At 45.1% G+C, this 25,551-nt stretch carries 31 protein-coding genes and 1 pseudogene; 26 read left to right on the top strand and 6 right to left on the bottom strand.

Annotated features, from left to right (window positions below):
• Window positions 1-37 precede the first annotated feature (37 nt).
• Complete coding sequence (locus M1D90_RS14020; protein WP_020451190.1) at window positions 38-955, top strand: chemotaxis protein; 918 nt, start codon at window positions 38-40, stop codon at window positions 953-955.
• A 28-nt stretch (window positions 956-983) separates the two neighbouring features.
• Here the strand turns inward: M1D90_RS14020 and M1D90_RS14015 are convergent, their stop codons facing one another.
• The 4 genes from M1D90_RS14015 to M1D90_RS14000 form a co-directional block, all read right to left on the bottom strand.
• A complete protein-coding gene (locus tag M1D90_RS14015; RefSeq protein WP_020451191.1) occupies window positions 984-1,445 on the bottom strand; it encodes a YkyB family protein in 462 nt (153 codons plus the stop codon).
• A gap of 141 nt (window positions 1,446-1,586) precedes the next feature.
• On the bottom strand, window positions 1,587-2,888 hold the full coding sequence (locus M1D90_RS14010; protein WP_020451192.1) for an MFS transporter: 1,302 nt from the start codon (window positions 2,886-2,888) through the stop codon (window positions 1,587-1,589).
• Window positions 2,889-2,976: 88 nt separating this feature from the next.
• A complete protein-coding gene (locus M1D90_RS14005) occupies window positions 2,977-3,474 on the bottom strand; it encodes a L,D-transpeptidase family protein (protein ID WP_020451193.1) in 498 nt (165 codons plus the stop codon).
• Between the two features lie 177 nt (window positions 3,475-3,651).
• On the bottom strand, window positions 3,652-4,509 hold the full coding sequence (locus M1D90_RS14000; protein ID WP_023857290.1) for a metallophosphoesterase: 858 nt from the start codon (window positions 4,507-4,509) through the stop codon (window positions 3,652-3,654).
• Window positions 4,510-4,655: 146 nt separating this feature from the next.
• Here M1D90_RS14000 and fadH point away from each other — a divergent pair, with 146 nt between their 5' ends.
• From fadH to rok, 18 genes are all read left to right on the top strand, one after another.
• Window positions 4,656-5,420, top strand: a complete 765-nt coding sequence (gene fadH, locus M1D90_RS13995) for a 2,4-dienoyl-CoA reductase (protein ID WP_105978959.1) — start codon at window positions 4,656-4,658, stop codon at window positions 5,418-5,420.
• A 68-nt stretch (window positions 5,421-5,488) separates the two neighbouring features.
• Complete coding sequence (locus M1D90_RS13990) at window positions 5,489-6,709, top strand: EAL domain-containing protein (RefSeq protein ID WP_095290375.1); 1,221 nt, start codon at window positions 5,489-5,491, stop codon at window positions 6,707-6,709.
• Between the two features lie 109 nt (window positions 6,710-6,818).
• Entirely contained in the window at window positions 6,819-7,445 is a 627-nt protein-coding gene (locus M1D90_RS13985) for a DUF3993 domain-containing protein (protein ID WP_105978958.1), read from the top strand.
• 457 nt (window positions 7,446-7,902) lie between these two features.
• On the top strand, window positions 7,903-8,145 hold the full coding sequence (locus tag M1D90_RS13980; RefSeq protein WP_003181299.1) for a YkuJ family protein: 243 nt from the start codon (window positions 7,903-7,905) through the stop codon (window positions 8,143-8,145).
• Between the two features lie 11 nt (window positions 8,146-8,156).
• Complete coding sequence (locus tag M1D90_RS13975; protein WP_020451198.1) at window positions 8,157-8,306, top strand: hypothetical protein; 150 nt, start codon at window positions 8,157-8,159, stop codon at window positions 8,304-8,306.
• A gap of 57 nt (window positions 8,307-8,363) precedes the next feature.
• Window positions 8,364-8,882, top strand: a complete 519-nt coding sequence (locus M1D90_RS13970) for a ribonuclease H-like YkuK family protein (RefSeq protein WP_020451199.1) — start codon at window positions 8,364-8,366, stop codon at window positions 8,880-8,882.
• A 138-nt stretch (window positions 8,883-9,020) separates the two neighbouring features.
• Window positions 9,021-9,200, top strand: coding sequence for an antirepressor AbbA (gene abbA, locus M1D90_RS13965; RefSeq protein ID WP_003181305.1), 180 nt, complete (start codon window positions 9,021-9,023; stop codon window positions 9,198-9,200).
• Between the two features lie 180 nt (window positions 9,201-9,380).
• The gene (cbpB, locus tag M1D90_RS13960; RefSeq protein WP_020451200.1) at window positions 9,381-9,824 is read left to right on the top strand and encodes a cyclic-di-AMP-binding protein CbpB; all 444 of its coding nucleotides are present in this window, start codon (window positions 9,381-9,383) and stop codon (window positions 9,822-9,824) included.
• Window positions 9,825-9,966: 142 nt separating this feature from the next.
• Complete coding sequence (locus M1D90_RS13955) at window positions 9,967-10,842, top strand: LysR family transcriptional regulator (protein ID WP_023857289.1); 876 nt, start codon at window positions 9,967-9,969, stop codon at window positions 10,840-10,842.
• A gap of 130 nt (window positions 10,843-10,972) precedes the next feature.
• Window positions 10,973-11,452: a flavodoxin gene (locus tag M1D90_RS13950; protein ID WP_020451202.1), complete on the top strand. Its 480-nt coding sequence runs from the start codon at window positions 10,973-10,975 to the stop codon at window positions 11,450-11,452.
• A complete protein-coding gene (locus tag M1D90_RS13945) occupies window positions 11,442-12,335 on the top strand; it encodes a WD40/YVTN/BNR-like repeat-containing protein (RefSeq protein ID WP_212110497.1) in 894 nt (297 codons plus the stop codon). Before M1D90_RS13950 ends, M1D90_RS13945 begins: the two co-directional genes overlap by 11 nt.
• Window positions 12,336-12,364: 29 nt before the next feature.
• Window positions 12,365-12,817, top strand: a complete 453-nt coding sequence (locus M1D90_RS13940; protein ID WP_020451204.1) for a flavodoxin — start codon at window positions 12,365-12,367, stop codon at window positions 12,815-12,817.
• 106 nt (window positions 12,818-12,923) lie between these two features.
• The gene (gene dapD / locus M1D90_RS13935; RefSeq protein ID WP_065644039.1) at window positions 12,924-13,634 is read left to right on the top strand and encodes a 2,3,4,5-tetrahydropyridine-2,6-dicarboxylate N-acetyltransferase; all 711 of its coding nucleotides are present in this window, start codon (window positions 12,924-12,926) and stop codon (window positions 13,632-13,634) included.
• Window positions 13,635-13,703: 69 nt separating this feature from the next.
• On the top strand, window positions 13,704-14,828 hold the full coding sequence (locus M1D90_RS13930) for an N-acetyldiaminopimelate deacetylase (RefSeq protein WP_065644040.1): 1,125 nt from the start codon (window positions 13,704-13,706) through the stop codon (window positions 14,826-14,828).
• A 62-nt stretch (window positions 14,829-14,890) separates the two neighbouring features.
• Window positions 14,891-15,136 carry a YkuS family protein gene (locus tag M1D90_RS13925; RefSeq protein ID WP_003181323.1) on the top strand — a complete coding sequence of 82 codons (246 nt, stop codon included), beginning with the start codon at window positions 14,891-14,893 and terminating at the stop codon, window positions 15,134-15,136.
• 295 nt (window positions 15,137-15,431) lie between these two features.
• Window positions 15,432-15,974: a biofilm-specific peroxidase AhpA gene (ahpA, locus tag M1D90_RS13920; protein WP_020451207.1), complete on the top strand. Its 543-nt coding sequence runs from the start codon at window positions 15,432-15,434 to the stop codon at window positions 15,972-15,974.
• Window positions 15,975-16,063: 89 nt separating this feature from the next.
• The gene (locus M1D90_RS13915) at window positions 16,064-16,522 is read left to right on the top strand and encodes a redoxin domain-containing protein (RefSeq protein ID WP_020451208.1); all 459 of its coding nucleotides are present in this window, start codon (window positions 16,064-16,066) and stop codon (window positions 16,520-16,522) included.
• Window positions 16,523-17,068: 546 nt separating this feature from the next.
• Window positions 17,069-17,656 (top strand): transcriptional regulator Rok, encoded by a 588-nt coding sequence (gene rok / locus M1D90_RS13910; protein WP_020451209.1) that lies wholly within the window; start codon window positions 17,069-17,071, stop codon window positions 17,654-17,656.
• Between the two features lie 144 nt (window positions 17,657-17,800).
• On the opposite strand, the gene M1D90_RS13905 is transcribed toward rok, so the two are convergent.
• The gene (locus M1D90_RS13905) at window positions 17,801-18,757 is read right to left on the bottom strand and encodes a coiled-coil domain-containing protein (protein ID WP_023857286.1); all 957 of its coding nucleotides are present in this window, start codon (window positions 18,755-18,757) and stop codon (window positions 17,801-17,803) included.
• A gap of 152 nt (window positions 18,758-18,909) precedes the next feature.
• Between M1D90_RS13905 and mobA the strand changes: the two genes are divergently transcribed.
• The 6 genes and pseudogenes from mobA (at window position 18,910) to moaD (ending at window position 23,119) form a co-directional block, all read left to right on the top strand.
• On the top strand, window positions 18,910-19,497 hold the full coding sequence (gene mobA, locus M1D90_RS13900; protein ID WP_023857285.1) for a molybdenum cofactor guanylyltransferase: 588 nt from the start codon (window positions 18,910-18,912) through the stop codon (window positions 19,495-19,497).
• 105 nt (window positions 19,498-19,602) lie between these two features.
• The gene (locus M1D90_RS13895; protein WP_026579783.1) at window positions 19,603-20,616 is read left to right on the top strand and encodes a molybdopterin-synthase adenylyltransferase MoeB; all 1,014 of its coding nucleotides are present in this window, start codon (window positions 19,603-19,605) and stop codon (window positions 20,614-20,616) included.
• An 18-nt stretch (window positions 20,617-20,634) separates the two neighbouring features.
• Window positions 20,635-21,922 (top strand): annotated as a pseudogene (locus tag M1D90_RS13890) (molybdopterin molybdotransferase MoeA).
• Entirely contained in the window at window positions 21,889-22,416 is a 528-nt protein-coding gene (gene mobB / locus M1D90_RS13885; RefSeq protein ID WP_128822362.1) for a molybdopterin-guanine dinucleotide biosynthesis protein B, read from the top strand. Before M1D90_RS13890 ends, mobB begins: the two are co-directional and overlap by 34 nt.
• Window positions 22,395-22,889 (top strand): molybdenum cofactor biosynthesis protein MoaE, encoded by a 495-nt coding sequence (locus tag M1D90_RS13880; protein WP_020451215.1) that lies wholly within the window; start codon window positions 22,395-22,397, stop codon window positions 22,887-22,889. The genes mobB and M1D90_RS13880 overlap by 22 nt, the downstream gene beginning before the upstream one ends.
• The gene (gene moaD, locus M1D90_RS13875; RefSeq protein WP_023857283.1) at window positions 22,886-23,119 is read left to right on the top strand and encodes a molybdopterin converting factor subunit 1; all 234 of its coding nucleotides are present in this window, start codon (window positions 22,886-22,888) and stop codon (window positions 23,117-23,119) included. Before M1D90_RS13880 ends, moaD begins: the two co-directional genes overlap by 4 nt.
• A gap of 30 nt (window positions 23,120-23,149) precedes the next feature.
• On the opposite strand, the gene M1D90_RS13870 is transcribed toward moaD, so the two are convergent.
• Window positions 23,150-23,527, bottom strand: a complete 378-nt coding sequence (locus M1D90_RS13870; RefSeq protein ID WP_020451217.1) for a Rok-like winged helix domain-containing protein — start codon at window positions 23,525-23,527, stop codon at window positions 23,150-23,152.
• Between the two features lie 266 nt (window positions 23,528-23,793).
• On the opposite strand from M1D90_RS13870, the gene M1D90_RS13865 reads away from it, so the two are divergent.
• The gene (locus M1D90_RS13865) at window positions 23,794-25,551 is read left to right on the top strand and encodes an ABC transporter ATP-binding protein (RefSeq protein ID WP_411202479.1); all 1,758 of its coding nucleotides are present in this window, start codon (window positions 23,794-23,796) and stop codon (window positions 25,549-25,551) included.

Genomic DNA, 25,551 nt, shown 5'->3' with positions numbered 1-25,551 from the left:
AAAAAGTAAACACAAAGTAGGATAGAGAGGGATATCAGTGTCTTCAAACCAACAGGAAATTTTATTAAGTTCGGGAACCAATGAATTAGAAATCGTGAAGTTCGAAGTTGGTCTCAACATTTTCGGCATAAATGTCATGAAAGTCAGAGAAATCATTCAGCCGGTTGACATTACGAAAGTGCCTCATTCGCACAAGCATATGGAGGGCATGATCACATTGCGCGGGGAAATTCTTCCCGTCATTGATTTATTCTCTTTCTTCGGCGTCGAACACGGTGAGGACGAGCATCAAGAAAAATACATTGTGACGGAATTCAACAAGCGGAAAATCGTCTTTCACACTGGATCGGTTTCGCAGATTCACCGGGTGTCGTGGGAAGAAATCGAGAAGCCGACCGCTTTAAATCAAGGAATGGACCGTCACCTTACCGGCATCATTAAGCTCGACGGCACAATGATTTTCCTGCCTGATTACGAAAAAATCATTTTTGATCTTGAGTCTGAGTCAGGTACGGACCCTTATCAAATGAAAGATGAAAAATTTGATCAGAGACGGACTGACAAAAAGCTGATGATTGTCGAAGACTCTCCGCTCCTCTTGCGGCTTTTGGTGGAAAAGCTGAATGAAGCAGGGTATAACAACATCGTGTCTTTTGAAAACGGAAAAGAGGCTTACGAACATGTGCTTCAATTGATGGAAGACGGCACAGCCCTTCACGAAAAAGTCGATCTCATGATCACGGATATTGAAATGCCGCAGATGGATGGACACCGGCTCACAAAGCTGTTAAAAGATAACCCGCTGAGTTCGGAGCTGCCGATCTTGATTTTCTCTTCTTTGATTACAGACGATCTTCGCCATAAAGGGGAACAAGTCGGAGCTGACGAACAAATCAGCAAGCCAGAGCTCAACGAACTGATCGAAAAGCTTGATAAATATATTTTCAAGAACTAAAAAAAGCCTCTTTTTGAGGCTTTTTTTATTAAAAATAGCTTTCGCCAAGCTTCTTGAAGACGGGCTTTGAGGCAGGGCGCTTCCGGTTTGTGACGAGCGGTTTTTCCTTAATTCCCGTGTAGTTTTGAAGAAGCTGTTTCGCTATATTCAAGGACATATGAGCTTTAGGGTTCCGATACGAATGATTTAATGTACCTAAGTGTGGAAGGCTTGCGAAGTCTTCTTTTGTTGGAGGCATGTGAAAAAAGTAGTCTCCGAGAGAAATCAGCACATCTGACTGCTGCTGGCTGAATCTTGGATTTTTCGAAAAGTGAAGGCCTACCTTTTTACCCTTTCCTTCATTAAGCAGCTTTTGCAAAGCTTTCTTTTTCAGAAGATACAGGTATTTGGGATTAGTCGCGGTTTTTGCATGGCGATTAACTGTATAAATCGCTTTTGAAAGGTTTTCAACTGTCGGTTTTAATTCTTTCGTATGATTATGGTCGTCCATTTTTTCTCTCCTATCCATTCGTTTCTAGATCACCTCCTAAAGTTGCAAGGCTTATGTCTAAATTATACGAAATAGAACAGAAAATGCAAATATCTCATAGAAAAAACGCGCGATTTTTTAAGGAATCGCGCGTTTTCATCTTTATAAAACAGAGTTCATTTTTGCTTTTGTATTTTTTTGTCTCTTCAGCGCCGCTTGAACGTCGATTTCCGCGTTCTCGGCGCTTAATTTAGGCAGGACGATAAAATAGTACATCGCCGCCAGCAGAATAATTCCCGCCAAACCGTAATATATATAATCCACATCGGCGATGATTCCCGGGAATAAAACAGCGATCACGCCAAGCGCTGAGGATTGCGCCATCATTGTCAGCGGATCGGTCCACCCGCTGACTCTTCCCATCAGCCTTGGGTGGACGATTTTGGGAATCCAGCCGCCAAGCGCTGTGTTGATCGGTCCGATGCATATCCCGGCAAGAAACGCAGCCGAGTAATATACGGGCAATTGATCTGTAAAGCCAAGCAAAATGATAAAGGCACCCGCAATAAAAATCGGGACTGACATCATGTATGCCGGCTTCACTTTTTTTTCAAGCAGAGCGGCGACGGCAATCCCTGTCAAAAGTCCGATACCCAGTACGATTGTAAAGAGGGATGTGTGCCACTCATAACTGTCAGGGGACAGCTCATACTTCATTTTAAACATCGGCAGAACCGAAAGTCCCCCGCTGACAAGTCCGAAGATAAAATATCCGAATACGAGAGAGGCAAGCAATTTATTTTTTAATATATAAACGATGCCTTCCTTAAAATCGTGCATCGAATCTTTGACGGTCATGTTTTTCCAGCCTTTTTGCCCGTTCGGCTGCCGCGCTTCTAGCGGAATATCGCAGGAACGGATTAAAAAGCCGGATACGATAAAGCTCACAAAATCAAGAGCGATAGCACCATGCAGGCCGATCGTCTTGTACATAAAAGCTCCAATTCCTACGCCGAACAATAGAAACAGGCTGAAAAGCATCTGGTTCAGTCCGGCTGCCTTTGCATACTGATCCTTTCTTAAAATGGCCTGGACCAAACTTGCTTCGGCCGGGTAGAAAAATTTTGTAACCGCGCTTCTGATAAATAGAACTAAAAACACAAGCGGTATGATCTGAAGATACAGTACAAAGAAAAGAACGACAGTCAATCCCGCTCTGATCCAATCACAGTTTTCCGCGACTTTCTTGCGGTCAAAACGGTCAGCGACCACCCCGACGATAAAGAATACAAAAACCGTCGGCAAGGAATACATCAGCTCGGCGATTGTCGTGTAGGCCGGCTGGCTGCTGAACCGGTCGAGCAAGAAAAAAGCGAAAGCCATGTTTCCGACTGTCGTTCCCATTTGAGAAGCGAAAGCTGCGAAAAAAAGTCGGACGAAATTACGATTTTTAAAAAGATCCATATATACGCTCCTTACCCTAAAGGTCCCATTATATCTTAATACAAGATGTTGTATTGTTCAAATTGCATTTGTCTGGAAATGTACTGGTCTAAGGTGTAATGGACACTCGGGTTCCGTTGGGTACGATAGAAGCAAGTTCCAGAACATCCTGATTGTGCATGCGGATACATCCCCTTGAAACAGCTTTGCCAATTGACGCCGGGTTATTCGTGCCATGGATGCCGTAGTGCTGTTTTGAGAGGCTCAGCCAGTAGGCGCCGAACGGGCCGCCCGGATTTGGCTGCCGGTTGACAATGACAAATTCGCCTCTCGGCGTCTGTGTGAGGATTTTTCCGACGGCAATCGGATATGTTTTTACAAGTCTGTTTTGCTCATATAATCTGAGCGTTCTCCCGCTGAGAGACACGACAATCCGGTAAGGGATTGTGTCCGGGTTTCTAATGCCGGGAATGATAATCGATTGGCCTGCGGACACTTGGCCGCCGTTTAAGCCCGGATTCGCCTGCAGCAAAGCCTGCCGGGTCATTCTGAAATCGGCGGCGATGCTTTCCAGAGTTTCTCCAGATTTTACTTGGTACATCAGCAATAATCAGCACATCTCCTTTTCAAAACGAAAAGAGAGCCTTTTCCGCTGCTAATATATAGACGGAAAGAGGCTGGGGAAGTTTCGTTTTTTTAATGAGGATTGGATGAAATGAGCGGGAATGCTTTTACTTAATGTATGCAGATGCCTTTCATTTTGAGCCAAAAGGCCGGTTAAGGATTAAGTGGATTCAAGCTGGAACACGGTGATTTCAGGCTTTGACAAAAAGCGGAGCGGCAGCCTGGTCGTGCCGATTCCTCGATTGACATAGATTTTCATTCCAGCTGTTTCATACATCCCTTCCGTATAAATTTCTCCGTACGGAGGCGTGATTAAAGGACCAAATACGGGAATCTGAATTTGTCCGCCGTGGGTGTGTCCGGATATTTGCAAATTGACGGGGTATTGTTTTGCCGTTAAAGCAGCGTCTGGCTCATGGACGAGCAAAATCGAGAAGGCTTTTTTACTCAGTTTTGACAGGATGCCTTCATAGTCGGGGCTGCCGAGCATCAAATCATCGAGTGACGCGATCTCTATTACGCTTCCGTCTATCAATTCAAGCTTCATGAAGTCGTTTCGCAGCACCTGAAAACCGGCCGATGCCATGAGCGTCTGATAGACTTTTGTTCCATAGCCGCCGTGATCATGGTTTCCGAATATGGCAAGCTTTCCATAGGGGGCTGAAAGCTTTTTTAAGGCGTTGACAGCATGCTCGTGTTCCCGGTAGCGATGCGGTTTATCTATTAAATCCCCGCTGAATACGATAAGGTCCGGGGAAAGGGCGTTCACTTGGCTGACAACATTTGAAAGCTCGTCTGCTGTAAAGTATTCGCTTAAGTGGGTGTCGCTGAATTGAACGATCCGAAACTGGTCAAACCCTTTAGGAATGAGACGATGCCGAATGGGAATCAAGTTTGTTTCAAGCATGTGCGGCTCGAGATAGCGCGCATAGCCCAAGCCGCCGGCAGCGGTAAAGAGCCCTGCTGCAGCAAGGCCTAAGAAGCCTTTTAAAAATTGTCTTCTGGACGGATTTTTCATAAGCAACCAACCTTTAATAGAATCTCTACATTATATCATCCAGAAAAGCCATTTTAGGACAGTCCGCGTGTTTTGTTAATTTTTTTTAACTTATATGATAAACTATGAATTGAATGAATACTCATTCATAAACAAGGGGGATGGATATGGACAGAAAAGTTGTAATCGTGACCGGCGGGTCGAGCGGAATGGGAAAAGCGATCGCCAAAAAGCAAGCCGAAGAAGGCTGGAATGTGATGATTACAGGCAGAACGCAAGAAACGCTTGAAGCGGCCAAAGAAGAAATTGAAACATTTACGGGGCAGGTGGCTATATGCCGGATGGATGTCAGGTCTGTTGAAGATGTGGAACAGATGATCACAGAGACGGCAGGACGCTTTGGTACGATCGACGCTTTGGTTAACAATGCCGCAGGGAACTTTATCTGCCCTGCTGAAAAACTGTCGGTCAACGGCTGGAAGGCGGTCATCGATATCGTGCTGAACGGCACATTTTATTGCAGCCAGGCAGCCGGCCGCTACTGGATCAAGGAAAAAAAACGCGGCCAGATTTTAAATATGGTCGCGACATATGCATGGGGCGCGGGTGCCGGTGTCGTTCATTCCGCGGCGGCAAAAGCAGCTGTCCTGTCGCTGACGAGGACGCTTGCAGTCGAGTGGGGAAGTGCATACGGGATCAGGTGCAATGCCATCGCGCCCGGTCCGATCGAGAGGACGGGCGGTGCCGAAAAATTGTTTGAATCGGAAGAAGCCGCGCACGCGACAATCAAAAGCGTTCCGCTCAACAGGCTGGGAACCCCTGAAGAAATCGCGGGACTCGCCGCATTTTTGCTTTCTGAACAGGCGGGATATGTCAACGGGGAGTGTGTGACGATGGACGGCGGCCAATGGCTGAATCCCCGTCCGTTTTAAGATTTCAAATTCAAAGGTGCGGGCCGGTATGGTATAATCAGACAAAGATTAGAAGCAGGTGATATGCCATGTTGGATCCACTCGATATTTTAACGAACATTGAAGATGTTATTCCATACTATCAGCCGATCTTCAGTGCTGAAGAACAAAAGGTGATCGGCTATGAAGTGCTGGGGCGTATCAAGGTAGAATCTGAAGTGAAGAGTCTCGGGCCGTTTTTTTCTGATCCGACAATTCCTGAAGAATACAAGAAAGAGGTTGATCTCAAGGTGATCCGCCAGGCGCTTGATCATTTTTTGGAGAGCGGGCGCGACCTGCTCATCTTCGTCAATCAAGATGCAAATGTGCTGATGATGGATCACGGTGAATCGTTCCTCGACCTGTTGATGGAATATCAGGATAAAGGGCTCGAGCTCAACCGTTTCGTTATCGAAATCACGGAGCAAAAGTTTGAAGGGGATATTGAACAGCTGCATCATTTGCTGACCTACTACCGTACATACGGAATTAAAGTCGCTGTTGATAATATCGGAAAGGAAAGCAGCAACCTCGACAGAATCGCTCTTCTTTCCCCTGATCTGTTAAAGATCGACCTTCAGCCGCTCAAGCTGTCTTCTCCTTCGCCATCCTATGAATATGTGCTTTACAGCATATCGCTCCTTGCCAGAAAAATCGGCGCCGCATTGCTTTACGAGGATATTGAGGCGAGCTTTCAGCTGCAATACGCATGGAGAAACGGAGGCCGGTATTTTCAGGGGCAGTATCTTGAACTGCCGAAGGATGAATTTATCGAACGGAATGTATTAAAGGACCGGCTGCATGCCGAGTTTCACCAATTTATCACACATGAGAAGAAGAAGCTAACCATTTTGTACGACCACTCTGAGCAGTTTTACAAACGGATTCATCAGCTTGTCACATCGCTAAAGAAAACAGCTCAGTCAGACGATGAGTTTCTCTTCAATCTCGGAAAAGAACTGACCGATTGCAGCTTTAGAATTTACATGTGCGATGAAGACGGGATTCAGCTGACGAAAAACGTGTTTAAACATGATGGAGCATGGATATTTCAGCCTGAGTACATCGGCAAAAACTGGAGCTGGCGCCCTTATTTTCTCGAGAATATCATGAGGATGAGAACGATGAGAAAAGGGTTTTTCAGCGATTTGTACAGCGATATCGAAACGGGGGAAATGATCAGAACATTTTCCTATCCGATGGATGAAGAATTGTATCTGTTCATTGACCTGTCCTACTCATATTTATACGAACAAGACGGATTAATTTAAGCGGCGGCCTTTCGCCGCTTTTTCTTTTCGAAAAAATGAATCCCGAGAGGTTTGTTTTGCGTATATAAAGGAAAATGTAAAAATATATGCTAAAAAAGGGGCGGATCATATGAAGAACGTTTGGTCATTCTTACTGTGCGGACTATTGACTGCGGCTTTTGTATTCCTCTGTGCGGATTTTGCCGAAGCCGGAGAAAAACCGACAAGAGCGTCGTTATTTGAGACCCTTCAATCCGTATCCGACGTCCATTTTCAGCTGACCGAAAAGGAAAGAACGAAAAAAGACATGATATCCCTCTTGGAACCTTATATGGAACACGCCATGGCAGCGAAGTACGTGGAGGCGAACGCCTTTCCCGAACAAGCGGGGTGGATTTTTTATGGGACAGACGCGCCGGAAGTTGCAATCCCTTTCTTCAGCTATGATGAAAACACAAAAGTGGCGGTGAAAGACGGAAGCTATACCGTATACGAATGTGTTGGAGATCAAGACCGCGGTCCTGTTTCATATCAAAAAAATTATCAGACGGTGACGCTAAAGAATATCGGCGGCAGCTTCAAAGTAACGGCTATCGGCCAATCTGATACAAAACCGGCTGGAGAAGACATGATGGCCGAACAACCGGACGAGAAAGAAACAAACTCGAATTTTGCGGATAACAAGGAAGAAGACCACGCTGTATTCCCGCTGTTTGTCATCGATGTTAACTGGACATTGGCCGAACTTTTCAGCTAGAAAAAGAATTTTTAAAAAATTCATTGACAATGATACTGATAATCATTATCATTTAATTATAGAGAGATGAACCTCTCTGTTCCCCAACCCCTCTATCAGATCAAGATTTTAAAAAACTTGGCGCTGCCCCCGCCAAGTTTTTTATTTGCGTGGAATCCTGCATTGCAAATGGCTGCGGGATTTTTGGGCTTTAGGTGTGGGACAGGAATAAGACAATCCTGTTGCCCCATAAATCTAAATTGGTGGTTAAAAAGGCTCCTCTGCAGTCAAAAAAATATTTTTCATGTATGACATGAAAAAAGAAAACTCAAACTATGAAAAGCGGTTTTTCTTTTTCATGATCAGAAAGGAAAAATGTCATCGGCTGATACTTTGTGGTATGATGCGTGTAGAACTTGTATTATAATTAATACTTGTTGATCCTGAAGTTGTTTTTTTGAAAGGAGTCTTTTTTAGAATGTCACAATTAATGGGTATCATCACGAGACTGCAGAGCCTGCAGGAGACTGCGGAGGCTGCCGGAGAACCGACGCAGCGCAATTTTGAAGTAAACGGAGAAAAAATTTGCAGCGTAAAATATTTTGAAAAAAACCAAACATTTGAGCTGACAGTTTATCAAAAAGGCGATAAGCCTACCACATTTCCGTTTGACAACATCGATATGATTTCAATCGAAATCTTTGAACTGCTTCAGCAATAGGAGGATATGGCATGAAAGCTTTTCCAAGCGTTATTTGTCCGAATTGCAAAACAACCGAGCATATGGATCAAGTGCTGACAGCCCAGTCCAATCAGAATGTAATTTACAGATGTGACAGCTGCGGGTTCAGCTTGAAAAATATACCGACCAAAAAAGGATAGCAGACAGACGAATCGTTCCATCTTCGGTGCAGATCAAAAATGAAAAGGGGCATTCCAATGGCTGATTCTTTTCTTTTTTATAATCTTTCTGAAGATCAAATGACATTTCCTGAAGTGATCGGGAGACTGAAGGCGTTCATACGCCAAGATCCGCGGGCAAGCTATCTGCTGTCCGTCGGAACAGACTCGCAAATCCATCAGAACTGCACAAAGTTTATCACGGCTATCCATTTGCACCGCAAGGGCAAAGGAGCGTGGGGCTGTCTGAAAAACACGGTTGTCAACAGACCGATACATAGCCTCAGGGAGAAAATATCGCTTGAAACAGCTTACAGCCAAGAGATTGCCGCATATCTTTTAAATGATTACTTTAATGAAATTATGGATCTGCTTCTTCCGTTTACAGACGAGGGAGCAGATTTAACCCTTGAAGTTCATTTGGATATCGGAAAAAAAGGAATGACAAAGGATTTAATCCAGGAAATGACGGGCCGGATCACCTCCATGGGAATCTGTGCCAAAATTAAACCTGACTCCTATACAGCTTCAAGCTATGCAAACCGGTACACAAAATAATTGTTTGAAAGAAAATCGAACAGATGTCGAAATGTGCGGTTGACGTTTGAATTGCAATTTCATATTCTAGCCCTATAGAAACTAGAGAGAACATATTGTTTCTGACTCTAGCTAAATCAATTAGGGGGCTGGTTAAGAATGGAACGCTTTTCAGAAGAAGAGAGAAAACTGTTGCTGAACGTACTTTTGGACCATGAGTATGCCGTAGAGCTACTAAGCAGTGAGATCAATGATATAGAAACGGGTACAAAAAATGTGGATAGCCTGACATATAAAAAACTGGTTACCTTATACGACCGTGTCCGGTCTGAAAATTAGGTCAGATTATATCAATTGATACTCATTAGAGTATCTTTTTTGTTTCCTAAAAGGATATGGAATGATAAACTGACCTTGGAAGAAAGGAAAGTTTTCGACAAATATTGATATCGTTTATATTATTGTAGTATAGGGAAAATATGCGTTGATGGATTAAAGCTGAAAAGGAGTCGAAAAATCATGATTAGTATGCAATCAGATGAACTTCTTGAAACGACAGTAGGTCAGTTTATGATCGATGCTGATAAAGTAGCCCATGTTCAAGTCGGAAATAATCTGGAACATGCCCTTCTCGTGTTGACGAAAACCGGATATACCGCGATCCCTGTACTTGATGCTTCTTTCCGTTTGCACGGATTAATCGGAACGAATATGATCATGGATAAAATCTTCGGCTTGGAACGAATCGAATTTGAGAAGCTTGACAAGATTCATGTTGAAGAAGTCATGCTGACAGACATCCCACGCTTGAAAATTGACGACCCGATCTTAAAAGGATTCGGACTGGTCATCAACAACGCGTTTGTATGTGTCGAAAATGAAGAGCAGGTTTTCGAAGGCATTTTTACAAGGCGTGTCGTGTTAAAACAGCTGAATAAGCATTTGAGAACGTTGAATAAATAGGCGCGGCAGCGGCCTATTTTTTATTTGCAGCGCTCCACCAAACCCTCCGCACATTCTCCGAAGCCTGACTTTCCGCTTGATTAAAAAACAGCCGTTTGATTAAATGTATGATAAGAAAAACTTATTGGAATGAGGAATGTCCATGCAGCTTCAAGAGCTCCACATGCTTGTCGTTCTGGCGGAAGAATTAAATATGCGGAAAGCGGCTGAACGCCTGTTTGTTTCCCAGCCGGCTTTGTCCCAACGCCTGCAGACCATTGAGAAATCATGGGGAACGAAAATTTTTTTGAGATCGCAAAAAGGGCTGACGGTTACGTCTGCCGGAGAAAAAATCATCCAGTTCGCAAAAGATGTGACATTGGAACAGGAAAAAGTGAGAGAGAATATCGATGAGTTGGAGGGCGAGATTCACGGTACGCTCAAATTGGCGGCCGCTTCGATCATTGGGCAGCATTGGCTTCCCAACGTTCTGAAAACCTATGTCAAACAATATCCAAACGTGAAAATTTCGCTCGTGACCGGATGGAGCAGCGAAATGCTGAAAAGCCTCTACGAAGACCATGTTCATGTCGGCATTATCAGAGGAAACCCGGAATGGAAAGGACCGAAGCATTACTTGATGCGGGACGAATTGTACCTTGTCGATACAGAGATCCGTAACATTGAGGACATTGCCAAAACGGAACGGCCGTTCATCCAGTTCAAAAGCGACAGCACGTACTATCAGGAAATTCAGCACTGGTGGCATCAAAAGTTTAAAACGTCGCCAAAGCAGACCATTATTGTCGACCAAATTGAAACATGCAAACAGATGGCTTTCCACGGAATCGGCTATGCGATCCTTCCATCTGTGACGCTTCACGGAAGCGGGAGCCATGTTCATCAAATCCCGCTGCTTGACGCTAAAGGAAAAGCAATCGGCAGAGATACGTGGCTGCTCGGTTATGAGCCGGCTTTCCAACTGAAGCAAGTACAGGCGTTTGTAGAGGTTGTGAAAGAATGTACGGCAACTGAATAAACATCAGAAAGGCAGGACTCAAAAAAGAGGGCTGCTTTTTTTGTGCGATTTATTGACATTGATAATCATTATCATTTAAAGTGTATCTATATAATAATGAAAATCATTATCAATTTCAGAGGTGATTCTGTTGTCTAAAGCATTAATTGCATATGCCAGCATGTCCGGCAACACGGAGGATATCGCGATGATCATCAAAGATACATTGAAGGAGAACGGTTTTGATGTCGCAATTCAGGAAATGGATGATGTCGATGCCGATTCATTGGCTGAATACGATCTTCTTTTAATCGGCACCTACACATGGGGAGACGGGGATCTTCCTTATGAAGCGGAATCGTTTTACGACGAGGTCTCTTCGCTTGACCTTAAAGGAAAGAAAGCGGCATGCTTCGGATCCGGCGACTATGCATACCCCCGCTTTTGCGAAGCGGTCAACACGTTTTACAGCATGCTAGAACGAACCGGCGCCGACCTTTATCGAGAGACCTTGAAAATAGAACTTGCCCCCGAAACGGATGAAGATGCCGAGTGCTGCAAGGAATTTGCCGAAGGTTTTATAAGATGGGCAGAACACGAAAAGCGGCAGGCTGAGACCCATGTTTCATAAAGGTGCGACGGCCGTCGCTTCGGCAAAGCATTCCGGTTACTTTGTCGCCATCAAGCGGGAAGGGATTTTTCACTACTCACTTGAGCAAGGCTGGACAAAGCTCTTTCAATTAAAAAGCAAAATATGTTCCATCACCTATATCGGCGATTATTTATTCGGCGCAGGGGAGAGGGGAACGATTATCAGATCGTCTGACCAAGGAGCAACCTGGTCAATCTCAAGCTTTCCGACAAACGCTACGATTTGGTCGATCACAGGGAGAACGGACGGCTTTGTTTGTGCCCATGGGAAGCATTGCATTTACATATCAGAGGATTTCGGCGTCTCATGGAAAATCGTCAAGCCGTTTTCCGGTTTGAGTCATCCGCCCGTTATCCGCTCTCTGTGCCTCCATGAGGAGCGCCTTTACATCGGAACGCAGATTCATGAAGTGCACGGTGGTGTTTGGGCATACGATTTGGCAGCAGAATCGGCTTTTTTGATCAAAAAAGAAACCGGCCGCATGACCGCCTCGATGATCGCATTTGAAGGCGAATGGCTGGTTTGTGCGATGGGATCCAAAAAAGGAAATCACGGTGCCGTCAATTTGGTCAACATCCACACGAATGATGAAATACAAATCAGGCAGGGCCTTGTTGAAAATGAAGAATCATTCCTGGATGTGTCCGAAGACAACGGAATCATCTATGTCACATCGGCTCAAGACCGAGACGGATTTTCAAGAATCTACCGGCTTGATTTCTTTGAAAGAGAGCTGAAATGGTTTGACACGATTAAAGGGCATGGATTCAGAGTCGCCAATCAAAAGGAGAACTTCTTTTGCGCGGGTCTTTATGAATGCAAATTTGTCAGGCCTTATGAACAGCCTGCTGCAGCCCACTGATTTTATAGCGTTTTATAGGAGGAATAACGATGGGGAAAGTTTTGCTGGTTTATGCAAGCATGTCTGGAAATACAGAAGCAATGGCCGATTTAATCGAGAAAGGCCTTCTTGAGGGCGGGGCCGAAGTTGACCGCCATGAAGCGATGGATGTAGATGCGGCGCTCTTTAACGATTATCAGTATATGATATTTGGCGCTTATACATGGGGCGACGGGGATCTCCCGGATGAGTTTTTGGATATTTACGATGATATGGAAGGGATGGATTTCACAGATAAGATGTTTGCCGTTTTCGGGTCCGGAGATACTTCTTACGAGCATTTTTGCGGTGCCGTCGACATACTTGAGGACAAAATCAAAGAGCTTGGCGGAGACACGGTGCTTCCGTCCGTCAAAATCGAAATGAATCCGGAAGATGAAGAAGAAGACATGCTGCTTCAATTCGGCAGGGATTTTGCAAAGAAATGTGAAGTGCCGGCATGACATTTGCTAAAAAAGGAAACGGGACGCCCCCTTTCCTTTTTTTCTTGTTTTTAAATCTTTCCTTTGATACAGTAATGAGGAGAAAAAGAGAAGGAGGACTTACATAATGAAAATGATGGATGCAAATGAGATTATCTCATTTATTCAAAATAGTAAGAAATCAACACCTGTTAAAGTGTATGTGAAAGGCGACCTTGAAGGAATTGACTTCGGCGCTTCAGCCAAGCCTTTTATTACAGGGCATACTGGGGTAGTATTCGGTGAATGGGCGGAGATTCAAGCTGCGCTCGAAGCAAACAAAGGTAAAATTGAAGACTATGTTGTCGAAAACGACCGCCGCAATTCGGCGATCCCAACGCTCGATTTGAAAAATATTAAAGCGCGAATCGAGCCGGGTGCGATCATCCGCGATCAAGTGGAAATCGGCGACAACGCCGTCATCATGATGGGAGCTTCCATCAACATCGGCTCTGTAATCGGCGAAGGAACGATGATCGATATGAATGTCGTGCTGGGCGGACGAGCTACCGTCGGCAAAAACTGCCACATTGGAGCGGGTTCCGTGCTTGCCGGTGTCATTGAGCCCCCTTCAGCAAAACCTGTCGTTATTGAAGACGATGTCGTCATCGGTGCAAACGCCGTCGTACTTGAAGGCGTGACTGTCGGAAAAGGAGCCGTCGTTGCTGCCGGCGCAATCGTTGTGGAAGATGTGGCACCTTACACAGTAGTTGCCGGAACGCCTGCGAAAAAAATCAAAGACATCGATGAAAAAACAAAAGGCAAAACAGAAATCAAACAGGAATTGCGTCAGCTTTAAGAAGCGGCGGCGAAAAGTGCGTGGATGTGACAATCCACGCATTTTCGTATCGCCGGGGAGGTTAGAAAGATGAAATTGGACGAATTAGCAGCGATTCGCAGAGATCTGCACCAAATTCCTGAACTCGGTTTTCAGGAATATAAGACACAGGCTTATCTTTTGAACCACTTACTAAAGCATCCGGAAGACCGGATTGAAATCGAAAAGTGGAGAACCGGACTGTTTGTAAAGGTTAAAGGGACAGCCCCTGAACAGATTTTGGCTTACAGGGCGGATATGGACGGGCTCTCGATTCGGGAAGATACCGGATATTCTTTTTCTTCCGTACATCAGAACAGGATGCATGCGTGCGGGCATGATTTCCATATGACGATTGCCCTCGGCATCATCGATCATTTCGTCCGCAACCCGGTTAAACAAGATCTGTTGTTTTTGTTCCAGCCTGCTGAAGAAGGGCCGGGCGGCGCTGAACCGATGCTTGAAAGCGATTTGTTTAAAAAGTGGGAGCCGAGCATGATCACAGCGCTGCACATCGCGCCTGAGCTCCCGGTCGGAACGATCGGAACGAAAAGCGGGCTGCTCTTTGCCAATACGTCAGAGCTTGTAATCGAACTTGAAGGAAAGGGCGGGCATGCCGCATATCCCCACCTTGCAGAAGATATGGTGGTCGCCGCCAGTTCGCTCGTTACGCAAATGCAGTCGATCGTAGCCAGGAATGTCGATCCGCTGGACAGTGCTGTCATTACCATAGGGACGATTACAGGCGGATCGGCACAAAACATTATCGCTCAGCAAGCAAGGCTTGAAGGGACGATCAGGACGCTGTCCCCAGCGTCAATGGAACAGGTGAAGAAAAGGATCGAGGCGATGGTGAGCGGCCTGGAAACGGCTTATCAATGCAACGGTAAAGTCAGCTATCCGGCAGCATATTATCAGGTCTATAATTCAAGCGGTTTAGTTGAAGACTTTATGCAGTTCGTTTCTGAAAGCGGCCTTGCAGAGGTCATCCGTTCAAAAGAAGCGATGACAGGAGAGGACTTCGGCTATATGCTGAAAAAGTATCCGGGCTTCATGTTTTGGCTCGGCGTCGATTCACCTTACGGACTCCACCATGCCAAACTGCAGCCGAAAGAGGAAGCGCTTGAGACGGCAGTCCGCGTTATGACGGCTTATTTCTCTTCCAAAGCCAATTAGAACAAGCGGCTGGTATAAAAAATCAGCAAACGTGGCATCTTAATTGGTGGAGGTGTTTCTTCATGTCGAAAAAAATCGGAATCGAACAATCTCTTTCTGATGTCGAGGCTGCTTTGAAGGAAAAAGGGTATGAGGTTGTAACGATGAAAACCGAAGACGATGCAAAAGGCTGCGACTGCTGTGTTGTCACTGGTCTGGACACTGACATGCTCGGGATTTCAGATACGATGACCGGAGCATCTGTCATTCAGGCGACTGGTTTAACTGCCGATGAAATCTGTCAGCAGGTTGAGCAAAAACTTCAGTAATAAACATAAAACCGAAGTTCCAGCTTCGGTTTTAACTTGTTTTTCCAAAAAAACGGCTGTCGGGTGTTAAACGGTTGTTTCATCATCCGGAGGCATGTTACACTTTTTTTAAAGGCTTAAAAAAAGAACAACCGCTAATTTAAATTTATTATCAATTAATATTGACTAAAAATATGGTAAGTATTATAATGAATTATGTATGTGATGTTATTAACTAAATGAGAATTTAATATTTAAATTCTCATTTTGATATGGGTAGCAGAACCCAAAAATCACAATTGGAGGGATACATAAAATGGCAGAACGCATGGTAGGTAAACAAGCGCCGCGCTTTGAAATGGAAGCGGTTCTTGCAAACAAAGAATTTGGAAAAGTAAGCCTTGAAGAAAACATGAAAAATGATAAGTGGACGGTTCTATTCTTCTATCCTATGGACTTTACTTTCGTGTGCCCGACAGAAATTACAGCAATGTCTGACCGTTATGACGAGTTTGAAGACCTTGATGCAGAAGTAATCGGCGTTTCAACTGACACCATCCACACTCACTTGGCATGGATTAACACAGACCGCAAAGAAAATGGTCTCGGCCAGCTGAAATACCCGCTTGCTGCCGACACAAACCATGAAGTATCCCGTGAATACGGCGTACTGATTGAAGAAGAAGGTGTGGCGCTTCGCGGATTGTTCATCATTAATCCAGAAGGCGAACTTCAATATCAAACAGTGTTCCATAACAACATCGGCCGTGATGTAGACGAAACATTGCGCGTGCTTCAAGCGTTGCAAACAGGCGGTCTTTGCCCTGCAAACTGGAAACCGGGTCAAGCAACTCTTTAATTTTTATTCTCAAATTAGAAATCAGATTGGAAAGGTCTAACATTTGTTAGACCTTTTTAATCGACAAAAATGACAATGGAGGAAAAATCATGAAATTACGCCAGCCGATGCCGGAACTGACCGGCGCAAAAGAGTGGTTAAACGGAGAAGTGACAAAAGAGCAGCTTATCGGAGAAAAGCCGACATTAATTCATTTTTGGTCGATCAGCTGCCACTTGTGCAAAGAGGCGATGCCGCAAGTCAATGAGTTCCGCGACCGCTACAGCGATAAACTAAACGTGGTGGCCGTGCATATGCCGCGTTCAGAAGACGATTTAGACTTGAATAAAATCAAAGAGGTTGCCGCTGAACATGATATTACTCAGCCTGTTTTTGTTGACAGCGACCATAAGCTGACTGACGCTTTCGAAAATGAATATGTTCCGGCTTATTACGTTTTTGATAAAACAGGCCAGCTTCGCCATTTTCAAGCTGGAGGAAGCGGGATGAAAATGCTCGAAAAACGTGTAAACCGTGTTCTTGCCGAAACAGAACAGTCTGCTGAATAAAGATGAAAAGCCCCGTTTTCATGGGGTTTTTTGTTTATTCGGCTCCTCATTGCAAAAAAAGCAAAAAAATTTCCTCTATCCGCCCCTTTCGACAAATGGATCATTAGACACTGTTTATTTTACTTGATGAGTCTTATGTCCTGTTTTTGTTTCAGGAGTATTTCTGACTTTCCCTGTACACAACAAACTGCGAATTCGACAAGTGAAATCTGGCAATTTTGAATATTCTGGATTTATAAGCCGGATTAATCATTGATATTTCACACTTTCCATCACGATTAAACAGTAGAGTCTATTCCTAAATTATGTTTCGTTGAAAAGTAATTTTCTATGTTCCTTCATTATTTACCATTTTTCGACAATGGGTTTAGAGTAGGCCGAAATGCTTCGAAAACTCCTCAGGCTTCAAGTTTTCCGGAAATTTAGTTCTATTTTCTTAACGGAAAGCAACAGTAGAAAAACGAAAAAATAGTTGATAAAATTAGTTTGGTAATCTAATATTTTTATTGGAAGGTTTATTTATTCTGATAGGAGGGTATAAACGGTATGTTTAACGAGAGGGAAGCATTGCGTTTAAGATTGGAGCAGCTGAATGAGGCTGAGGTTAAGGTGATTAGGGAGTATCAAATTGAGCGGGATAATATATATGCAAAGCTGCGTGAATTGGATCGTCCATCCAGCTTTAATGATACAAAAAAAGATTTTCGCCCGGAGCGTAAAACGGAATCTCTCCCTGTTTTAGCTGAATTAGCTGCGCAGGAGATGAAGAGCTATCAGCAACAACAGCAGCAGCCGCAAGCATCTCAAAAGAACCAGCAGCAGACTTCTCCGCAAACCTCCTCACTGCCTGCCGGAATTCCAGATGGAACGACAAGGCGCAGAAGGGGTACAGCACGTCCAGGCTCAAAAGCTGCAAAACTGCGTGAAGCGGCGATTAAAACATTAAAACGCCATAATGCGGCCATCAAAAGCTCCGAACTTCAAAAAGAAATCGAAAAAGAGAGCGGACTTGAGATCCCTAATATGACAACCTTTATGCAAAGCCTGATTAAAATGTACCCGGAAGTCAAAAAACCATACCGCGGTCAATATATATTAGAGGGTGAGATTTCTACCGAGACAGAGCAGCAATAGTCAAACCCTTGCTTTTCCAGATAGCGTTTCCATTTTGAGGAACACCAAGGCGGCCGCTATATACGCCGCCGCCCTAATCAACTGCTTGAGACAATCGACTCAAGCGGTTTTTTATAAAATCCAAATTATTCCTTAAAGTGGTATTCAATTTAAAGGTTTTGTTTCTTTGTCTTTGCGTTTAATTTGATAGACCCATTTTTGCGGGGTTGTTTCTTCTTTCGTCTGCTTTTTCCATTCAGTTATTTTCTGATCCATTTTCGTGTCATTTTGTTTGATGACGCTCAATTGCTGTTGGAGCTGATCGACTTGCTCCGTAACTGTTTGAAGTACCGCCTCGATCTGCTCTGACCGTTCAAAAAGCTCTTCGTTTTGTTCAAGCGCCTTCTCCGTCTGCTGAGATGTATCAATATCGGCAAAATGAGAAGCGATCCACTTATCACTTTCATCGAGCTGCCTTTTATAGGATAAAATCGTTTCGTAAAACAGCGCTTCTTTTGTTTTTTCAGCCTCCAAAAGGCGGTTTTTCGTTTCTGTCACCCGCTCTTTTAATACCGCAACATCTGTTTCGATTTGTTTGAGCTGAAGACCTTTAGCATGAAGTTCGTCTTTCAGGCGGGCATTTTCGTGTGCAGCGTTTTCGAGCTCATGCTCCTTTTTTTCCCTCAGCGTTTTTTCTTTTTCCGCATGAAGCTTTTCATATTCTATTTGGCTATGTAAGCTTTTTTTCTCTTCTTCGGCTTTTACATTTGTTAAATGAAGGCGGTGCTTTTCTTCTATCTCTTGTTTTCTTGCATAGGTTTCTTTTTGAAGGAGCTCCTGAAGAACAACGATTTTACCCAGCAGTTCGCTTTTTATCCGGTTGAGCGTTTCGGCCGACTCGTCTTCCTTGTTTGCCGAAATCCGCTCCAGTTCGATTGACAGCTGCTGAAGCTGCTGCTTCAGCGCTGCGTTTTCCTGGCTGAGCTTATGATTTTTTTGATGAAAATAGCTTGCTTCAAGCTCGTGGATCAATTGATGTGACCTTGCCAGCTCCGCTTTTAAAAAAAGGTTTTCCTGTGATAAATCATGAAAATAAGGCAGCGAACCCGTTGTTTTTTTCATGGTGACCAGCCCCCTATTAATGTTACAACTACAATATGCATAAATGAAACACGGCATGCCTTTTGAAAAAGAGATTTTACAGACTTGTTCGGATTTCTAAAATTTTGCTATGATGTTCGCAGGCAGAAACACGCGAAGGAAGGTTGAGCTGCATGAAAGAAATACATGTCATATTATCGGGGGGCCTTTCACGCCGTTTTGGGGAACCGAAAGCGTTTGCCCGCTGGCAAGGCAAGCCGCTTTATCAATGGTGCAAACATGCGCTGGGAGGCGATGTCCTGATATTGAGCCGTCCGGGGCTGACGGAGCGGTTTAAAGAACTCGGGGAAAAAGCGGTGCTGGAAGATATCGAACCGTTCAGTGGGAGAGGGCCGCTTGCAGGTATGTACACAGCCATGGTTCGGGCGGAAGGGGAATGCTATATTTTTTCGGCCTGTGATACCCCGCTTGTCCGGCAGGAGACCATATCGGCTTTAAAACGGCAGATGACCCCGGCGGATGACGCCGTCGTGCCGGTCGCAGACGGAAGGGCGCAGCCGCTTGTTGCTGTCTACAGCAGAAGGGTGAAATCCGTCCTCCTCGAACAGCTTCAGCAGAACGAGCTGAAGATCAGCAGTTTCCTCGACCGCATCCGCGTCAAGTATATTGAAGCTGATAGGGTCGGGGCAGAGCCGTGGGAATTTATAAATGTCAATAAAAAGTCGGATTTAGATAAAATAGAACCGTTCTTTCCGGGATGAAATATTTTATTATAGATTGCAAGGGTTTTTCGGAAAGTGTTTTTCAAAAAACAGCGGACGGAAAAATGATATGATATAGAAAAGGAAGTAAAGGGGATCATCCTGATGCATGAACGGTATTCAAGACAAATCAGATATCAAAACATCGGACAGGCGGGTCAGGACAGAATCAGGCAGAGCCATGTTTTGATCGTCGGAGCCGGGGCGCTCGGCACGTCGGCTGCCGAGGGGCTTGTGCGCGCAGGCATCGGTACACTGTCTATTATAGACCGCGATTATGTGGAATGGAGCAACCTGCAAAGGCAGCAGCTCTATACAGAGAAAGACGCGGAGGAAAGGCTTCCGAAAGCGGCAGCCGCAAAAGAACGTCTTTCCCAGATCAATCGCGATGTTGAGCTTCGTACATATGTTGCCGACGGCACCGTGGAAACACTCAGACCGCTGATCAAAGAAGCGGATGCTGTCATCGATGCAACGGATAACTTTGAGACCCGCATGATCATCAATGACCTTGCCCAAGAGACGGGCACTCCGTGGGTTTACGGCGCTTGTGTCAGCAGTCAGGGCATGTATATGACGATTATTCCTAAAAAAACGCCGTGCCTTGCCTGCCTGTTTGAAGATGTTCCGATTGGCGGGGCTACATGCGACACGTCGGGGATTATTTCGCCGGCCGTTCAAATGGTGTCGGCTTATCAGCAAGCTGAAATTCTAAAAATCTTAACGGACAACCAAGATGCGCTTGAAACCGCTTTTGTCACGTTTGATTTATGGGCGAACACCCACTTTCGAATGGAGATCGGCCGCAATGAGACATGTCCTTCGTGCGGAGAAACGCCGGTTTTTCCTTTCCTCAGCAACATGAGCCAAAAAAAAGCCGACGTTCTGTGCGGAAGAGAGACCGTCCAAATTCGCAGCGATATGTTAAAACGGCTGCCTAAAGAGGAACTCATGAAAAAACTTTCGGGCATCGGAAAAGTGGATGCGAATGATTATTTGCTGCATGTACAATACGAGACATTCAGAATCGTCATATTTAACGATGGAAGAGCCCTTGTTCACGGCACAAATGATATAAAAGAAGCCAACTCCATATTGGCGAGAGTCATCGGAATGTAACAACAGGAGGTTTTTTTAATGATTGAAAAAAGAACGCCCATTCCAGTTTTTGAAGCCGCTGCGCGTGTCTCTCGGCACTGGAAGCAGGGAGATACAGAGTGGATCCATCTTGAGGAGAGTCTCCATAGATTTTTAGCCGAAGATGTAAAGGCTGATCACGACGTACCCGCTTTTGACCGTTCGCCGTACGACGGCTTTGCTGTCCGAGCTTGCGATACCGCCGGTGCTTCACGGGAAAATCCGCTGCAATTCGAGGTGGTTGATCACATTGGAGCCGGAGCCGTGTCAGGTAAAACGCTCGGTCCTTTTCAAGCTGTCAGAATTATGACCGGAGCGCAGATTCCGGAGGGCGCTGATGCGGTAGTCATGCTTGAGCTGACGAAAACCTACTCAGAAGACGGTAAAAACTATATGGTGTTAAAACGCTCATTGGAGCCGGGAGAAAATATTTCAAAAACCGGAGAAGATGCGAGAAAAGGATCAGTGCTTGTGAAGAAAGGAACCCGGATCACGCCGGGTGTTGTCGCTTTGCTTGCAACATTCGGATATGCAGTGGTACCTGCAGTCAAAAAGCCTGTGGTAGGCATCATTGCCACCGGAACGGAGCTCCTGAATGTCAGCGATCCCCTCGTTCCCGGAAAAATCCGCAACAGCAATGCAGGCATGGTGGCCGCCCAGGTTGAAGAAGCAGGCGGAACCCCCCTTTATTTAGGGAAGATTTCTGATCGATTTGACGAAAGCTTTGCAGCGGTGGAAAAAGCTTTGGACAAGGTGGATTTTCTGATTACGACCGGAGGGGTGTCCGTAGGGGACTTTGATTTTCTGCCGGCAATTTACGAAAAGCTCGGGGCCGAGGTCCTGTTTAATAAAGTGGCCATGCGTCCGGGAAGTGTAACGACTGTTGCTCAATTAAACGGCAAATTGCTGTTTGGGCTCTCCGGGAACCCGTCAGCCTGCTTCGTTGGATTTGAGCTGTTTGTCAAGCCGTCCCTCCACACCTGGCTGCATCATCAAAAGCCGTATTCTTTATGTGCAGGTTTTAAGCAAGGATTTTCCAAAGCCTAATCCGTTTACAAGATTTGTCCGCTCGTTTGTATCCATTAAAGACGGGGCGCTTCATGCGGAGCCTGTCGGCCTAGATAAATCGAGCGCCGTCACGTCGCTGGCAGATGCCAATGCGCTGATGGTTTTGCCGGGCGGAACGAGAGGCTATGAGGCCGGGGCAAGAGTGCATGTTCTGTTATACCGGGATGAGAACGGAAGTGAAGAGCTGTGGCCGCACATTTTCCAATCCTCCAGATCGTAGGGTACCAAAACAGCGGCAAAACGACGTTCGTTGAAAAACTAGCGGAAAAGCTCGGTCAGCTCGGAGTCAAGATTGGCTGTCTGAAACACCACGGACATGGAGGAGAACCGGATGTTTTCGCCGAGGGAAAGGATTCCGACCGCTTTTTTCGGGCGGGAGCGGCTGCGTCCGGCGTCGAAGGAGCAGGCGTTTTTCAGCTGAGGGCGCGCGGCGAGTGGACGCTTGATCAACTGATTGCCGCTTATAGCGTTTTAGCGGTTCAGTGTCTTCTCATCGAGGGATTTAAACATGCGCCATATCAAAAAGTTGTCATGGTCAGAAACGAAGCGGACTGTCAGCTCTTGGAGGAATTGGACGGCATCATCGCCGTCATTTATCAAAAGAGCGAGCCGAAAACGGATGTTCCATCCTTTCATATTGAAGACCCGAGCGCCGTGGCTTTTATTCTGAATCATCTAAAGGAGGAAGGCGTTTGTCTGAACGATTTGTTATAACAAAAGAGCCGATTGTCATCGAAGATATCGTCAAAAAAGTTGAAAAAAGGGAAGCCGGTGCCATCACGACGTTTATTGGAACAGTGAGAGAATGGACAAATGGAAAAAAGACACTCTATCTCGAATATGAAGCATATGTTCCAATGGCGGTCAGCATGCTTGCTCAGATCGGGAAAGAAATCAATGAAAAATGGCCTGGTACAGCTGCAGCGATTACCCATCGCATCGGCAGGCTGGACATCTCCGACGCGGCCGTGGTGATCGCGGTGTCGTCACCTCACCGGAAAGCGGCATATGAAGCGAACGAATATGCGATCGAAAGGATAAAGCAAATCGTGCCGATTTGGAAAAAAGAACATTGGGAGGACGGCGAGACTTGGATCGGCGACCAGCTTGAGACAACTGAATACCCGGAAGGGAAACCAGATTTGGAAGCAGCGGCTTCCGACAGAAAAAGAGGTGCTGACCTTTGATTAAAATTTTACTGTTTGCCCAGCTTGCCGAACAAGCGGGTGCGCAGAGCGTTGATATAGATGAAGAAAAAACGACAACAGACGACATCAGACAGTTTTTAAAAGAAACTTACAATCTTCAGGGGACGGACCGAGCGATGATCGCTGTCAACGAAGTGTACAGAAGAGGAAACAGTGAGGTTAAGTCTGGAGATACGGTTGCTCTTATTCCCCCGGTCAGCGGAGGTTGAGAACGTCGGTCGGTTCAGGCATAGAGCCTGTTACCGACCGACGTTTTTTTTCGAACCGTTTTCCAGATAAATAAAACAGCCGCGCCGTTCTTTCGAAATGTTTGGTTCTAATTTTTGAATCAAGTCATAAAGCTCACTAATACGGTGAACGTTAAAATTGGTTCTTTCTTTCAGTTTCATTTTCAGTTCTTTTGTCGTTACAATTTTTCCTTTTTGCTGTTTAATAATGTCTACGCAATGTGCTGCATAATACTCTTTAGTGGAACGTCTATGTCGCTGGATTTGTCTGTCAAGTTCTCCTAACCTTGCGTAAATCCCTTCGCGTTCTTTCCGGAAGTCCTTCCAGATTTTTTGTTCCAATTCACCTAAGAGGAGAAGCTGTTTTTTTAAAGCCTCTCTTTTCGCCATTGCAATCAACTCCGTCATTCATAATTTGATAACATTTTCTATTATTTTACATCATCTTCCTTCATTCATCAAAAAATTTCCTTTGCCAACAAGAAACTATTTTTTATTGACTGTCACATTTTAAAAAGGATTTATTTCAAGCGGAAGAAGGAGGAAAACTCCATAATAAGTCTGAATTTTGTAAAATCGGTGGAATTTTATTTCGCAAACCGATATATTAGATGATGTGTCCTTGTTTTACATGAATTGGAAAGGTGCTGGTGCAAATGGAGTCCCTTAAAAAACTAAAAGATTTTTATTGGCCTTATAAAAGAATGTTCTTGTGGTCGCTTGTGTCGATGCTTCTGATGACGGCGATCACTGTTGTTTACCCGATTATTCTGCAAATGACAATTGATGAAGTGATTCTCGGCGGAAGGTACGGTTTGGTCATATGGATCAGCCTCGGGTTCATCGCTGTCATGGCGGCGAAGGGCGCAGCTACTTTTTTTCATCAGTATCTTGGAGATATGTTCGGAATCCGCTCGGTCTACCGGTTAAGAAAAGAGCTGTATGCGAAGTTGCAGCGTCTGCCGTTCAAGTATTATGACAGCGCTAAAACGGGAGATTTAATGTCGAGGCTTACGGCTGACGTCGAAGGCATCAGATTCTTTTTATCTTTCGGTTTTGCTGAGGCGATTCGCTTTATCCTGCTTGTCACCTTCAGTCTGTCTGTCATGTTTTCTTATTCTGTGCCGCTGACTCTGGTAACGATTGCTTCTCTGCCGTTTTTAGGAGCGGTTGTCTACAGGTTTGATAAAAAAGTGCATCCGGCTTTTCGGAACATAAGAAAATCTTTCGCCCGTTTAAATACGAAAGTTCAGGAAAATATCAGCGGCATGAATACCGTTAAATCTTTATCAAAAGAAGATTTTGAGATTCAAAACTTTACTCATTCAAATGACCATTTTCGAAATAAAAACTTAAACGCTTCGTTTATCATGTCTAAATTCTTTCCGCTGATGGAGTTTATCGGCAATATTTGCCTCGTTGCCCTGTTGTCGTTCGGCGGCTGGCTCGTGATGCAAAACAGCTTAAAACCGGGGGAGCTTGTCGCTTTTTTCAGTCTTGTCAATTACTTGATGTGGCCGATCATGAACCTCGGTTATGTCATCAACCTGTTTTCACAAGCGAAAGCATCAGGAGAGCGGCTGCTGGAAATTCTTGATGTCAAAGAGGAAATCACCGACAGCGGACATGCGGTGAAAAACGGCAGACTGAACGGCGATGTCGTATTCAGCGATGTTTCCCTTCAATATACAAAAGAAAACGCTGAAGCACTGCATGGAGTGTCTTTTCAAGCCGAGCGCGGCAAAACGATTGGGTTAATCGGTGCGACGGGGTCAGGAAAGAGCAGTATCATTCAACTGCTGAGCCGCTTTTATGAGCCGACATCCGGCCGGATCATGATCGACGGCAAGCCGCTTGAACACTACTCATTAAAAATGCTGCGCTCCAATATCGGCGTCGTCCCGCAGGAATCGTTTTTATTTTCATCAACGATCAGATCAAACATATCTTATGGAAATCCTGATGCATCAATGGAAGAGATCATCGAAAGCGCGAAAAGAGCTCAGGCGCACGATTTTATCATGGAGCTTCCGAACCAATACGATACGATGCTCGGCGAGAGGGGGCTCGGACTGTCCGGTGGCCAAAAACAGCGAATCGCGATTGCGAGGGCGATTTGTCTGAACCCGGGCATTCTCATCCTCGATGATTCGACGAGTGCCGTTGACATGGAAACGGAGCACCGTATTCAGCTTGCATTGCGGGAAGTGATGCGGGATCGGACGACGTTCATCATCGCTCACAGAATCTCATCCTTAAAGCATGCCGACGAAATTCTTGTGCTCGATAAAGGTGTTGTTAAGGAAAGGGGAACACACGAACAATTATTGGAAGAAAACGGTTTATACAAACGGATTTTTGATTTGCAGTATAAAGATCAAAATGTGTTGAATGAGCCGCATTTTGCAGGATAG

It is taken from the genome of Bacillus sp. JZ34 (assembly GCF_053903205.1).
The sequence above is the reverse complement of the archived record's forward strand: the minus strand, read 5'-3'. Positions and strand labels throughout refer to the sequence as shown.